Source organism: Zobellella denitrificans, assembly GCF_002407485.1.
GTDB lineage: Bacteria > Pseudomonadota > Gammaproteobacteria > Enterobacterales > Aeromonadaceae > Oceanimonas > Oceanimonas denitrificans.
In genome coordinates this window covers 2219453-2232858 of record NZ_CP012621.1, presented here as the reverse complement: position 1 = coordinate 2232858, position 13406 = coordinate 2219453, and the positions used below count along the sequence as shown (strand labels likewise).

At 64.9% G+C, this 13406-nt stretch carries 9 protein-coding genes; 6 read left to right on the top strand and 3 right to left on the bottom strand.

Translation table 11 applies throughout. The features are described 5' to 3' along the window. Positions 1-156 precede the first annotated feature (156 nt). The 3 genes from AN401_RS10525 (at position 157) to AN401_RS10515 (ending at position 5157) form a co-directional block, all read left to right on the top strand. Positions 157-1269 (top strand): ABC transporter ATP-binding protein, encoded by a 1113-nt coding sequence (locus AN401_RS10525; RefSeq protein WP_096779308.1) that lies wholly within the window; start codon positions 157-159, stop codon positions 1267-1269. 30 nt (positions 1270-1299) lie between these two features. Further along, complete coding sequence (locus AN401_RS10520; protein WP_096779307.1) at positions 1300-2961, top strand: glycoside hydrolase family 13 protein; 1662 nt, start codon at positions 1300-1302, stop codon at positions 2959-2961. 516 nt (positions 2962-3477) lie between these two features. Continuing rightward, on the top strand, positions 3478-5157 hold the full coding sequence (locus AN401_RS10515) for a glycoside hydrolase family 13 protein (RefSeq protein WP_096779306.1): 1680 nt from the start codon (positions 3478-3480) through the stop codon (positions 5155-5157). A 210-nt stretch (positions 5158-5367) separates the two neighbouring features. On the opposite strand, the gene ppnP is transcribed toward AN401_RS10515, so the two are convergent. Then, positions 5368-5682: a pyrimidine/purine nucleoside phosphorylase gene (ppnP, locus tag AN401_RS10510; protein ID WP_094039994.1), complete on the bottom strand. Its 315-nt coding sequence runs from the start codon at positions 5680-5682 to the stop codon at positions 5368-5370. A gap of 249 nt (positions 5683-5931) precedes the next feature. On the opposite strand from ppnP, the gene glk reads away from it, so the two are divergent. After that, positions 5932-6912, top strand: a complete 981-nt coding sequence (gene glk, locus AN401_RS10505; RefSeq protein ID WP_096779305.1) for a glucokinase — start codon at positions 5932-5934, stop codon at positions 6910-6912. A 134-nt stretch (positions 6913-7046) separates the two neighbouring features. After that, on the top strand, positions 7047-7376 hold the full coding sequence (locus AN401_RS10500; protein ID WP_096779304.1) for a PTS glucose/sucrose transporter subunit IIB: 330 nt from the start codon (positions 7047-7049) through the stop codon (positions 7374-7376). A gap of 34 nt (positions 7377-7410) precedes the next feature. On the opposite strand, the gene AN401_RS10495 is transcribed toward AN401_RS10500, so the two are convergent. Continuing rightward, a complete protein-coding gene (locus tag AN401_RS10495; protein ID WP_198401716.1) occupies positions 7411-8424 on the bottom strand; it encodes a LacI family DNA-binding transcriptional regulator in 1014 nt (337 codons plus the stop codon). 250 nt (positions 8425-8674) lie between these two features. On the opposite strand from AN401_RS10495, the gene AN401_RS20290 reads away from it, so the two are divergent. After that, positions 8675-11359 carry an alpha-amylase family glycosyl hydrolase gene (locus AN401_RS20290; protein ID WP_096779302.1) on the top strand — a complete coding sequence of 895 codons (2685 nt, stop codon included), beginning with the start codon at positions 8675-8677 and terminating at the stop codon, positions 11357-11359. A 347-nt stretch (positions 11360-11706) separates the two neighbouring features. On the opposite strand, the gene AN401_RS10485 is transcribed toward AN401_RS20290, so the two are convergent. Next, entirely contained in the window at positions 11707-13398 is a 1692-nt protein-coding gene (locus AN401_RS10485; RefSeq protein WP_096779301.1) for an alpha-glucosidase, read from the bottom strand. Between the last annotated feature and the right edge of the window lie 8 nt (positions 13399-13406).

Below are 13406 nucleotides of genomic sequence, written 5' to 3'. Positions count from 1 at the left end.
GTGCCGGCGGAGTGGGCCCTTTGGCCGACTTTTAGAAAGCTTCATGCTACACCGGGCAAAAACCTTGGGTCGACGGTATTGGGTGCCTGCGCGGGCATGACGACAGCGTAATCCCGGTGAGATACCGATGGCCGTCTCAAAACAGGATGTAACAACATGGCGCAATTAAACCTGGAAAAACTGCAAAAACGCTACGGCAAATCGGCCGAGGTGATCAAGTCGCTGGATCTGCAGATCAACAGCGGCGAGTTCGTGGTGTTCGTCGGGCCCTCGGGTTGCGGCAAGTCCACCCTGCTCAGGATGATAGCGGGGCTGGAGGAGATCAGCGGCGGCAGCATGTACATCGACGGCCAGTACGTCAACGACGACACCCCCGCCGAGCGCGGCATCGGCATGGTGTTTCAGTCCTATGCCCTCTACCCGCACATGAGCGTGTACCAGAACATGGCCTTTGCTCTGGAGCTGGCCGGGCACCCCAAGCAGGAGATAGACCAGAAGGTGCGCGACTCGGCCCGCATCCTGCAGCTCGAGCACCTCTTGGAGCGCAAGCCCAAGGATCTGTCCGGCGGCCAGCGCCAGCGGGTGGCCATCGGCCGCGCCATCGTGCGCGAGCCCAAGCTGTTCCTGTTCGACGAGCCGCTGTCCAACCTGGACGCCTCGCTGCGGGTGCAGATGCGCATGGAAATCGCCACCCTGCACCAGCGGCTGGGCTCCACCATCATCTACGTGACCCACGACCAGGTAGAGGCCATGACCCTGGCCGACCGCATCGTGGTGCTGAACAAGGGCAACATCGAGCAGGTGGGCACCCCGCTCGAGCTCTACGACCACCCGGCCAACGAATTCGTGGCCCAGTTCATCGGCTCGCCCAAGATGAACCTGATCCCCGCCATCCTCAAGCGTGCCGGGGCCGAGCAGAGCCTGGTCGAGCTCGACAACGGCAAGGAGCTGCTGCTGCCCATTGCCACCCCGGCCGAGGCCGAAGGCCAGAGCGTCAACCTCGGTATCCGCCCCGAGCACGTCCAGTGGGGCGACCTCGACCAGTGCGAGTACCAGGGAGAGGTGATGTTCGTCGAGCACATGGGCAACGAGACCTACCTCTACCTCGACAACGGCAACGCCGGCGAGCCCTGGGTGGTGCGCAACGCCGAACGCTCACCCATAGCGGCGGGTACCCTGGTCGGCATCCGCCTGCCGGCGGCCTGCTGCTACCTGTTCGACCGCGAGGGCCGGGCCTTCCAGCGCCTGCTGCCCACCGCCCAGCATTAATTTCTTTCACTTTTTGAGACAGAGCCGGATATGAACCCAGCAACAGACAAAAAATGGTGGCACGACGCCGTGGTCTACCAGATCTACCCGCGCAGCTTTATGGACGCCAACGGCGACGGCATCGGCGATCTGGCGGGCATCATCCAGCGGCTCGACTACCTGCAGCGGCTCGGCGTCAACGTTATCTGGCTGTCGCCGGTGTTCAGCTCGCCGATGGACGATAACGGCTACGATATTTCCGACTACCAGGACATCGCCCCCGAGTTTGGCACCCTGGCCGAGATGGAGCAGTTGATCGCCGAGGCCGGCAAGCGGGATATCCGCATCCTGATGGATCTGGTGGTCAACCACACCAGCGACGAGCATCCCTGGTTTGTCGAGGCGCGCCGCTCCCTGGACAACCCCTACCGGGACTTCTACATCTGGCGCCAGCCGGCGGCAGACGGCGGCCCGCCCAATGACTTCCGCTCCTACTTCGGCGGCAGCGGCTGGGAATACGACGCGGCGACCGGCGAGTACTACTTCCACCAGTTCTCGCGCAAGCAGCCGGATCTGAACTGGGAAAACCCCCGGGTGCAGGCCGAGGTGCACAAGATGATGAACTGGTGGCTGGACAAGGGCATCGGCGGCTTCCGCATGGACGTGATCGATCTTATCGGCAAGGAGGTGGACGCCCAGATCATGACCAACGGTGCCCGCCTGCACCCGCTGCTGCAGGAGATGAACAGGGCCACCTTCGGCGGGCGCGACCTGCTCACCGTGGGCGAAACCTGGAGCGCCACCCCCGAGACAGCAAGGCTCTACTCGGATCCGGCGCGGGAAGAGCTGTCCATGGTGTTCCAGTTCGAGCACATCACCCAGACCTGGGACGACGAAGCAGGCAAGTGGCGCAGCCGGCCCTTCTGCCTGGCGGCGTTCAAGGCCATCACCGACAAGTGGCAACTGGGCCTGGCCGACAGCGGCTGGAACTCCCTGTTCTGGAACAACCACGACCTGCCCCGGGCGGTGTCCAAGTTCGGCGACCCGGGGCGCTACCGGGTCGAGTCCGCCAAGATGCTGGCTACCGCCCTGCACGGCCTCAAGGGCACGCCCTATGTCTACCAGGGCGAGGAGATCGGCATGACCAACGTGCGCTTCGAGCGCATCGACCAGTACCGGGATATCGAGAGCCTCAACCTGTACCGGGAGCGCACCGCCGCCGGCGTGACCCATGAGCAGATGCTGGCCGGCATTCACGCCAACGGCCGGGACAACGCCCGTACCCCCATGCAGTGGAGCGGCGAGGCCAACGCCGGTTTTACCCGGGGGACGCCCTGGATCGAGGTCAACCCCAACCACGACCGGATCAACGTGGCCGCCGCCCTGGACGATCCGGACTCCGTTTTCTACCACTACCAGCGGCTAATCCGCCTGCGCAAGGCCCATCCGGTGCTGGTGTACGGCGATTACCAGCCGCTGCTGAGCGAGCACCCGCAGGTGTTCGCCTACCAGCGCCGGCTCGGCGACCAGCGGCTGCTGGTGGTGTGCAACTTCTTCGCCGGCCGCGCCAGCCTGACCCTGCCCGCCGGGCTGCAGCAGCAGGCGGGAGAGGTGCTGATCAGCAACTACGCCCCCCGCGACCACTGGCGCGGCGAGCTGGAGCTGCAGCCCTATGAGGCCTTTATGGTGCTGCTGGACGAAGCGGCCGGCTGAGGCTAGCTCTGTTGCCGTGCAGTAGAGAAGCGGCAACAGGGTCACCTCCGCCGACACGCTTCGGGACGTGACACTCACTGTTTCAGCCTGCTGCGAACATTCACCGGATGTTCGGTCAGGTTGAAACAGTTCGTCACGGCGAGCAAGCTCGCCCCCTGTACGCTCGGCACATGCCATCTGACCGCCAGGGATGGCGGGAATGCCGAAAATGCAGGAGCAATTTTCGGCCCTGGCATGTGACGGTCGGCGGAGGCGATCCCTGTTGCCTCTTTCAAGCCTCGCTGCCGTCTGCTGATGGTGCCAGCAGGCTCCGCCGGTGCATGGAGGAGGACAAAGGGTACTGCTCCGCCGGCCCTCCGCGCCAGGGAGGGCGCGGCGGAGCCTCCAGGGATGGATTTACGGCGTGCCGGGGGAGTAGTGCCCTTTGGCCGAGCGTCCGCACTCCATCAAGGGTTAACACAGACCGATTTTCTATCCCGGCGGCGCGGTGCCGCCCCTGATTACAAGGACAATGCCATGACTACCACAACAAGCGGCCGGCTGCAGCGCAGCTGGTGGAAAGAAGCCGTTGCCTACCAGATCTACCCGCGCAGCTTTATGGACGCCAACGGCGACGGTATCGGCGATCTGAACGGCATCATCATCAAGCTGGACTACCTGAAAGAGCTGGGGGTGGACGTGATCTGGCTCTGCCCCATGTACCCGTCCCCCAACGACGACAACGGCTACGACATCAGCGACTACCAGGGCATCATGGCCGAATTCGGCACTATGGCTGACTTCGACCGGCTGCTGACCGAGGTGCACGCCCGCGGCATGAGGCTCATCCTGGATCTGGTGGTCAACCATACCAGCGACGAGCACCCCTGGTTTATCGAGTCCCGCTCCTCCAAAGACAACCCCAAACGCGACTGGTATGTCTGGCGCGACGGCAAGCACGGCGCCGAGCCCAACAACTGGGAAAGCATCTTCAAGGGCTCGGCCTGGGAGTATGACCAGGGCACCGACCAGTATTACCTGCATCTCTTTTCCCGCAAGCAGCCGGATCTGAACTGGGAAAACCAGGCGGTGCGCGACGCGGTGTACGACATGATGCGCTGGTGGCTGGACAAGGGCATCGACGGCTTTCGCATCGACGCCATCTGCCACATGAAGAAGGAGCCGGCGCTGTCCGACATGCCCAACCCCCTGGGGCTGCGTTATGTGCCTTCCTTCGACAAGCACATGAACGCGGAAGGGCTGTTCGACTATGTGGACGACATGTGCCGGCAGGTGTTCCACCACTACGACATCATGACGGTGGGGGAGGTCAACGGCGCCGACGCGGTGGCGGGCGAGCAATGGGTGGGCGAGCAGCGTCGCCGGCTCAACATGATTTTCCAGTTCGAGCACGTCAAGCTGTGGGAAGCCAACCCGCACCAGCGCCTCGACCTGCTGGCGCTCAAGGATATCTTCGGCCGCTGGCAGGGCGGGCTGGAGGGCCGGGGCTGGAACGCCCTCTACGTGGAGAACCACGATATTCCGCGCATCGTCTCCAAGTGGGGGGATACCCGGGACTACTGGCGGGAAAGTGCCACCGCCATCGCCGCCATGTATTTCCTGATGCAGGGCACGCCCTTTATCTACCAGGGCCAGGAAATCGGCATGACCAACACGGTTTTCGATAGCATCGACGATTTCAACGACGTGGCCGCCAAAAACCAGTATGCCGAACTGCAGCGCCAGGGCTGGGCCGAATCCGACATACTGGCGCAGCTGTCCCGTACCGGGCGGGACAACTCGCGCACCCCCATGCAGTGGGAGGCTGGCCCCGGGGCGGGCTTTAGCACGGGTACGCCCTGGCTCAAGGTCAATCCCAACGCCGGGGCCATCAACGTGGCCGCCCAGCAAGGCGACCCGGACTCGGTGCTCAATTTTTACCGCGCCCTTATCCGCCTGCGCAAGGCCGCGCCGGCGCTGATCTACGGCGACTACCAACTGCTGCTGGCGGAGCACCCGCAGATCTACGCCTACCGCCGCAGCCTGGGGGACGAGCGCTGGCTGGTGCTGGTCAACCTGAGCGGCGAACCGGCGGACTGTCAGCTGCTGGAGGAGGCGCTGCCGGCGGCCGGGCCGCAACTGGCCAACTATCCGCAGGCCATGGCAGAGGGCAACAGCCTGCGGCCCTTCGAGGCCCGGATATACCGGCTGGATTGAGCATCCTGGGGCGGGCAGCGGTTATCCGCACCGAAATTGGGAGGCGCTGGCGTCGAATGATGTCAGGTATGCCACGCAATGCAAAGCGTGTCTGCGGCTATTGCGCACCGGCTGGCAAGGCATATACCGAACCCTGGCGCGCAGGCGGCCCGCCTGCATTGCCGCGCAGCGGGAAGGACGGTTCCCGGGGCCTTGGCCCCGGGATCAGGCTTAATCGAAGTAGGAGCAGCAGTAGTCCACCAGGCTGTGGACCTTGAGCTTGAAGATGGCGTTGGCGGGCACGTTGAAGGACTCGCCGCCCTTGATGGCCTGCCAGTCGTCGCTGCCCGGCAGCTGGACTTCCAGCTCGCCGTCGAGGATTTCCATCAGCTCGGCGGCGGCGGTGTCGAAGGTGTACTCGCCCGGCAGCATGATGCCGAGGGTCTTGCGGCTGCCGTCGGCGAATTTGACTACCCGGCTGGTCACCTTGCCGCCGTCGTAGACATTGGCCTTCTTGATCACGGTAACGTTGTCGAATTGAGACATGATACTTCCTGTATGAATGCGAAAAAAACGGCCTCTGGTTATAGCACAAAGGCCGGCGGCGTAAACGGAATTTTTATGCCGCAAGGCATCGCCCGCTCTGGGGGAAGATTTCTGCCTTGCGACATAGAGAAAACCTATATTGCCGGCAATAAAATCGATTTCATTTGTGGCATTACCCTTTTTATGCTGGCCCCAGTCCGAGCGGGCTGGCCCGCCAAACCACTTCCTTTAATCAAGCGAGTAACGACGATGAGCCAATATATCCTGGTGGGCGACGTGGGCGGCACCAATGCCCGCCTGGCCCTCTGTAAACGGGCCACGGGCGTCCTGTCCGCCATCCGCAGCTATCCCACTGCCGATTCCCCCGGCCTGGAGCCGGTGATCCGGCAGTATCTGGCCGAGCAGGGGGTGACGGTGGCCGAGGCCTGCATCGCCATCGCCTGCCCGGTGCAGGGGGACCAGGTGGTGATGACCAACCACAGCTGGCGCTTTTCCATCGCGGCCATGCAGGCCGGCCTGGGGCTGGCGCGGCTCGAGGTGATCAACGACTTTACCGCCGTGTCCATGGCGATACCGGCGCTGGCGCCGGAAGACCGCTGCCAGATCGGGGGCGGGGAGATCCGGCCCGGCCACCCGGTGGCGGTGTACGGCGCCGGCACCGGCCTGGGGGTGGCCCACCTGGTGCCCTGCGGCGATACCTGGCTCAGCCTGCCCGGCGAGGGCGGACACGTCGACCTGGCTCCGGGCAACGCCGAAGAAGAGGCGCTGCTGCGGGTACTGCGCCGGCGCTGGGCCCATGTGTCGGCGGAACGGCTACTCTCCGGCCAGGGCCTGGTCAACCTTTACCAGGCCCTGGCCGAGCTGGCGGGCCGGGCGCCCGAGGCGCTGGCGCCCGGGCAGATCACCGAGCGCGCCCTCGGCGGCGACTGCGCGCTGTGCCAGCGGACCCTGGCCCTGTTCTGCGAGCTGATGGGACGCTTCGGTGGCAACCTGGCGCTGAACCTGGGCACCTTCGGCGGCGTCTATCTCGCCGGCGGCATAGTGCCGCGCTTCCTCGACTTTTTCCGCGACTCCGGCTTCCGGGCGGCGTTCGAGGACAAGGGCCGCTTCAGCGGCTACCTGGCCGCCATTCCCGTTTTCCTCATTACCCATCCGCATCCGGGGCTGCTGGGGGCGGGGGCCTATCTGCGCCAGCAGTTGGGGTTCCGTCTCGACGCCACCGCTTCCTGATACCCTCGGGCCGGGTGTCGACACCGGCCCGGCATGAATTTTCCACACACCGCTTGTACCCTCGTCGACATCGGATAGAATATTAACTTAAAGCGCTTTAACTTTTATCTTCACGACCTATCGAGGTAACTGCCATGAACCATCACAGCGTCGCCACCGAACTGCTCGCCGCCCTGGGCGGGGCCGATAACCTGGCCCGGCTTTCCCACTGCGCCACCCGGCTGCGGGTGGATCTCCATGATGAAACCCGCTTCGACAAGGAGCGTATCGAGCGGTTGGCGCCGGTGGTGGCGGTGATCGAAGGGAGCGTGCTCGGACAGCACAAGGCCTACCAGCTGGTGGTGGGGCCGGACAACAGCCAGGCCCTGTACCAGGCCCTGGTCGAGGCCGGCCGGCTCGAACAGGGCAAGGAGCGGGGGAGGCTGAAAGGACTGACCCGGCGGCTGTTCGGCAACCGGGACTAAGCCCGATCGGCGCGCTGCCGCGCCGGTGCCGGACTCAGGGGCGGGGACAGGGCCCGCAGGAGCGGCGCACGATCAACTCCACCGGCGCCACCTGCTGCAGCGAGCGGGGTTCGGCGCCGTCGAGCAGGGCTACCATCATCTCGGCCAGGGGCTGGCAGGCATCCATAAAAGAGGAGCGGGTCACCGTGAGTGGCGGATCGAAATGCTCGGTACGCGGCAAGGACACCACGTCGTCGTGGGCGATCACCGACAGCTCCCTGCCGATGGTAATACCCAGTTCCCCGGCGGCCCGATAGACCCCCTGGGCCTGGGGAGCCGAAGCGCAGATGATGGCGGTAGGGGCCTCGCCACCGAGCCACAGACGGGCATGATGGTAGCCGGCCTCTTCGCTGCTGTCGTCGAAGGCGATGAGTTCCGCCGCCAGTCCCTCCTGGGCGAGGGTATCGCGGAAGGCGCGGGCCCGTTCCAGGGCGAAAGCCTGCCGGGCCGGTCCGGTCAGCAGGGCGATGCGCCGGTGGCCAAGATCGAGCAGGAAGCGGCTCGCCTGCACCAGGGCATCGTAGTTATCGATATCGTAGTAGGGATAGCTGACCTCGCCGGCGGTACGCCCGTGCATCACGAAGGGAAAGCCCTGCTCCTGCAGGAAGGCGACCCGTTCATCATCCACTTCCGGTGTGTTGAGGATCAGGCCGTCCACCGCCCGGCCGGCCACGAAGCGCTTGAACGAGTCCAGCGCGTTGCCCTGGCGGGCCGAGTTGATCAGCAGATCGTAGCCCGCATCGCCCAGGTGGCGGCTGATCTGGGCGATCATCCGCACGTATTCCGGGGCCTGCACCAGCTCGTCGCAGGACTTGAGCACTATGCCCACCATGCCGGACTTGCCGGTAGCCAGCTTGCGGGCACCCAGGTTGGGCAGATAGTTGAGCTGCTTGGACGCCTCGAGTACCCGACGGCGGGTCTTTTCATTGACCTCGGGATAGCCGTTCAGGGCCCGGCTCACCGTCGCCTGCGACAGTCCCAGATGCTCGGCCAGATCCTTTAACGTCACCACCGCTGCTCTCCTCATATTGTAAGCGTTTCAATTAAGTATGCCGTTGCCGGCCCGGTAAAAACAGCACAATATCGCCATTTCACCGGGATTGATCAACCAAAAGGCGGGGCGGGTCACATATTTTGCATCGGAAATTGCGGCTGTCTTGCGTCAGGAAATTAAAGCGTTTTAATTTTGTCGTGGGTATATACCTGTCTTTCCTCCGGCTTCCAAGGCCGGCACTTCCATCATCCATAGGGACTTGCAGATGAATCGTACCGTACTGGCCATGGCCCTGGGCGCCATCCTGGCCACGCCCGCCCTGGCGGACTCCCAGCCCCGCACCCTGTTCGACAGCCCGCGCCACGACATCGAGGACGAGGTGTTCTACTTCGTGCTGCCGGATCGCTTCCATGACGGCAACCCGGACAACAACCAGGGCGATCCCAACGACCCCCACGCCTTTGGCGGCCATGATCCCGCCGACAAGGGCATGTTCCACGGCGGCGACATCGCCGGCCTGCAGCAGAAGCTCGACTACCTGGAGGGGCTGGGGATCACCGCCATCTGGCTGACGCCCATCCTGAAGAACAAGGCGGTGCAGGGCGACTCGGCCGGTTACCACGGCTACTGGACCCTGGACTTCACCCGCCTGGATCCCCATTTCGGCAGCAACGAGGAAATGAAGGCCTTTATCGCCGCCGCCCATGAGCGCGGCATCAAGATATTCTTCGACATCATCGTCAACCACACCGCCGACGTGATCAAATACCGCGAATGTCACCAGGAAAACGGCGCCTACCTGCCCGGACTGAGTCGGTGCGACTACCGCTCCCGGGAGCGGGTGGCGGCGGGGGAGGGCTATACGCCCTTTATCCCGGCGGGAGAGGAAAACGCCAAGGTGCCGGCCTGGCTCAATGATCCCCGCTTCTACCACAACCAGGGCGACTCCAGTTTTTCCGGCGAGGACAGCCTCTACGGCGACTTCTTCGGGCTGGACGATCTGGATACCGGCAACCCCGAGGTGGTGGCCGGGTTGATAGACATCTTCACCGGGCTTATCGACGAGTGGCGGCCCGACGGCTTCCGTCTCGATACCGTCAAGCACGTGGATGCCGACTTCTGGCGGGCCTTCGCCCCGGCGGTGCTGAACCATGCCCGCGACAGCGCCGGCATTGAGCACTTCACCATGTTCGGCGAGGTGTTCAGCAGCGATCCGCGCGAGCTCAGTTTCTACACCCGCAGCGCCGGCCTTCCCACCGTGCTCGACTTCGGCTTTCAGGCCGCCGCCGGTGCTGCCCTGGCCGGACAGGGCGGCGTTTCTGCCCTGACAGCCCTGTTCGAGCAGGATGACCGCTACAACCATGCCGGCGGCTCCGCCAACCAGTTGCTGAACTTCCTCGGCAACCACGATATCGGCCGCTTCGGCCACTTCCTGCAGGCGGGCGGCGAGCCGGACGACGCCAAGCTGCTGGCCCGCTACCGCCTGGCCAACGCCCTGCTGTTCTTCAGCCGGGGCGTGCCGGTGATCTACTACGGGGACGAGCAGGGCTTTACCGGCGAGGGCGGCGACAAGGATGCCCGCCAGAACATGTTCCCCTCCCGGGTGGCCAGCTACAATGCCGGCCGGCTGATCGGCACCACTGCCACCACCGCCGACGACAACTTCGACCCCTCTCATCCCCTGTACCGGGATATCGCCGGCCTGAGCGCCCTGTACCGGGAGCATCCGGTGCTGCGCCGCGGCATCCAGCTGGCCCGCCCCAACAGCGACGACAGCGACAGGGTGCTGACCTTCTCGCGGGTGGATCTGGCCGAGGGGGTGGAATACCTGCTGGCCTTCAACCTGGCCGACGAGGCCCTGAGCCTGACCCTGCCGGCGGCCGGCCACTACCGGCCGATAACGGGCGAGGCTGCGCCCCGGGAGCACCAGGGCGAACTGCAGCTGACCCTGGCGCCGTTGCAGTTCGCCATCCTGAAGGCCGAGGGCATAGCCCCTTCGCCGGTGGCGGAGCCGGTGCTGAGCGGGGTGGCGCCGGGGGCCCGTACCTCGGGCCTGCTGGAGCTGGAGGTCACGGCCGAGGCCCTGGCCGGGCAGGCGCTGCCCCAGTACCAGGTGCGGTTCGAGGCCAGCCTCGACGGCGGCGACTTCGAGACCCTGGCGGTGGACAACAACGCCCCGTACCGCCTCTACTGGGACACCGGCGCCCTGGCCGAGGGCACCGAGGTGACCCTGCGCGCCAGCCTGAGCAACCTGGTAGCGCCGCCGCGCCAGGCCGAGGTGTCCTTCATCCTGGACGGCCGTTCGCCCCGGCTCGAGCTGAGCTATGCCAATCCCCACGATCTGCCCGAGCTGCTGCTCTACGACGAGGCCGGCGGCATGACCCTGCTGCGGGACGCCGATGCCGCCACCCCCGGCTTCCAGGCTGCCTTCGACTGGGGCGAGGCCGCCCGCCGTACCCTGGTGTTCGCCCGCCTGGATCGGGAAGGGGGCGCCACCGTGCTGGAGCAGCCGCTGCTGCTGGAGCGGGAGCGGGTAATGGCGGCGAGCCGGGAAGACGACGCGGGCGGACTGGTGGCGACGCTCCCGCTGGAGGACGAGTCCAGGCCCCTGCTCGAGCGGGTGCCGGAGCCCCTGGCCGCCGAGCTGCACTTCCGGGGCGGTGCCAACGACTGGGGGCTGAGCCCGCTGGCGGCGGTGGCCCCCGGCACTTATGCCGGCACAATCCGGGCCCGGGCCGGGGTGAGCGAGTTCAAGTTCGCCGACGCCAGCTGGGGCCTGCTCAACCTGGGCGCGCCGCTCACCGCCACCGGCCTGAGCGCGGGCGGCAACCCGGGCAACCTGCGTTACCACTTCGCGCAAGACGGCGACTACCAGGTGACCCTGTGGCGGGCCCGGGATCCGGACGGGCGAGAATATTACCTGCCGCTGCTGGAGCCGGCGGCAGAATAACCCGAAAGGGCGCTTCGGCGCCCTTGCGACTTGATGACAAAGTCGTTTGCTTTACAGGGATGAGCCGGCCAAAGGGCCAACTCCGCCGACACGCCGCAAGTACGTCCATGTAGGCTCGCACATGCCATCCATGGCATGTGACGGTCGGCGGAGTCGTTCCCTTTGTCCGCCTGTTTTGGCATAAGTAGGGTCCGTTTCAACGGACCGTTCCGCCGCCGTTGCCGGGGCTCGGTCGAATAAATTGGATCCTTATCGGACGGCGGTTTGGCCGAACAGGCATAGCGGCGGCAATAACGGGAGGGAGGCCGGCATGGGGCCCCATGCCGGCAGTATTAAGGGGAGGGATATCAGTCGTTCAGCCGGTACACCCGGGCTTCAAAGGGACGCAGATCCAGGGTGTCGCCGGCCGGGTGCGGCTCAACCGGGTAGTTGGCCAGGGCCAGCCGCTCATGGCGCAGCGGCCAGGGCAGCTGCCGCTGCTCTGCCGGGCGATCGCTCAGGTTGACCAGCACCAGCCAGTGCTGGCCGTCGAGCAGGCGGCTGTAGGCGTACACCTGGGGGTCGGATTCCAGCTCCAGCCGGTAGCTGCCGTACACCAGCACCGGCTCGGCCTTGCGCAGGCGGATAAGCCGGCGGTAAAAGCCGAGCACCGAGTCCGGGTCGCCTTGCTGGGCGGCCACGTTGATGGTCTCGGTATTGGGGTTTACCTTGAACCAGGGGGTACCCCTGGTAAAGCCAGCCCCGGGGCCGGCGTCCCACTGCATGGGGGTGCGGGCATTGTCCCGCGAGCCGCGCGCCAGGGTCTGGATAATATGGCCCTCGTCCATGCCCTGCTGTTTCAGCTGGGCATACTGGTTGCGGCTGCCGACACAGTCGAAATCGTCAATCCCCTCGAAGCGGGTGTTGGTCATGCCGATTTCCTGGCCCTGGTAGATAAAGGGCGTGCCCTGCATCAGGAAATAGAGGCTGGCGATGGCGGTGGCGCTCTGCTGCCAGTAGCGCTCGCTGTCGCCCCACTTGGAAACGATGCGGGGCACGTCGTGGTTTTCCACGAAGAGGGCGTTCCAGCCAAAGCCTGCCACCCCCGTTTGCCAGCGGCCGAAGGCCTGCTTGAGCCGGCCCAGATCCAGGCCCGTCTCGCCATCTTCCGCCCACAGCGCCACATGATCGAAGGCGAAGATCATGTTCAGGCGGTGGTGTTGCTCACCTATCCAGTCTTCCGCCTGCGCCGGCGAGACGCCGTTGGCCTCGCCCACCGTCATGATGTCGTAGTGGTGGAAGGTCTCCCGGCACAGTTCGTCCAGGTGTTCGATGACGCCCTCGACGTTCATCATCTTGTCCCAGGCGGCCGCATAGGGCTGGCCGCCGTGGTGGGGGGCATCACTCAGGCCTTCTTCCTTCTTGATATGGCTGATGGCGTCGAGGCGAAAGCCGTCGATGCCCTTGTCCAGCCACCAGCGCACCATGGCGTAGAGGGCCTGGCGCATCTCGGCGTTTTCCCAGTTCAGATCCGGCTGCTTGCGGGAAAAGAGATGCAGGAAGTACTGCTCCGTGCCCTGGTCGTATTCCCAGGCAGAGCCCTTGAAGATGCTTTCCCAGTTGTTGGGCTCGGCACCGTTCTTGCCGTCGCGCCAGATGTACCAGTCGCGCCTGGGATTGTCTTTGGAGGAGCGGGACTCGATAAACCAGGGGTGTTCGTCGCTGCTGTGGTTGAGCACCAAGTCGAGGATGAGCTTCATGCCGCGGGCATGCACCTCTTCCAGCAGCCGGTCGAAGTCGGCCATGGTGCCGAATTCGGCCATGATGCCCTGGAAGTCGCTGATGTCGTAGCCGTTGTCGTCGTTGGGCGAGGGATACATGGGGCAGAGCCAGATCACGTCCACGCCCAGTTCCTGCAGGTAGTCCAGCTTGATGATGATGCCGTTCAGATCGCCAATACCGTCGCCGTTGGAGTCCATAAAACTGCGCGGGTAGATCTGGTAGGCCACGGCTTCTTTCCACCAATGGCGGCTAATGGGGTCAAGGGGTTGCCCGGACATAATAATCC

Coding starts and splice junctions, on each gene's coding strand:
- AN401_RS10485 (WP_096779301.1), bottom strand. CDS start 13,398: ATGTCCGGGCAACCCCTTGACCCCATTAGCCGCCATTGGTGGAAAGAA.
- AN401_RS10500 (WP_096779304.1), top strand. CDS start 7,047: ATGAACCATCACAGCGTCGCCACCGAACTGCTCGCCGCCCTGGGCGGG.
- AN401_RS10520 (WP_096779307.1), top strand. CDS start 1,300: ATGAACCCAGCAACAGACAAAAAATGGTGGCACGACGCCGTGGTCTAC.
- AN401_RS20290 (WP_096779302.1), top strand. CDS start 8,675: ATGAATCGTACCGTACTGGCCATGGCCCTGGGCGCCATCCTGGCCACG.
- AN401_RS10515 (WP_096779306.1), top strand. CDS start 3,478: ATGACTACCACAACAAGCGGCCGGCTGCAGCGCAGCTGGTGGAAAGAA.
- glk (WP_096779305.1), top strand. CDS start 5,932: ATGAGCCAATATATCCTGGTGGGCGACGTGGGCGGCACCAATGCCCGC.
- ppnP (WP_094039994.1), bottom strand. CDS start 5,682: ATGTCTCAATTCGACAACGTTACCGTGATCAAGAAGGCCAATGTCTAC.
- AN401_RS10525 (WP_096779308.1), top strand. CDS start 157: ATGGCGCAATTAAACCTGGAAAAACTGCAAAAACGCTACGGCAAATCG.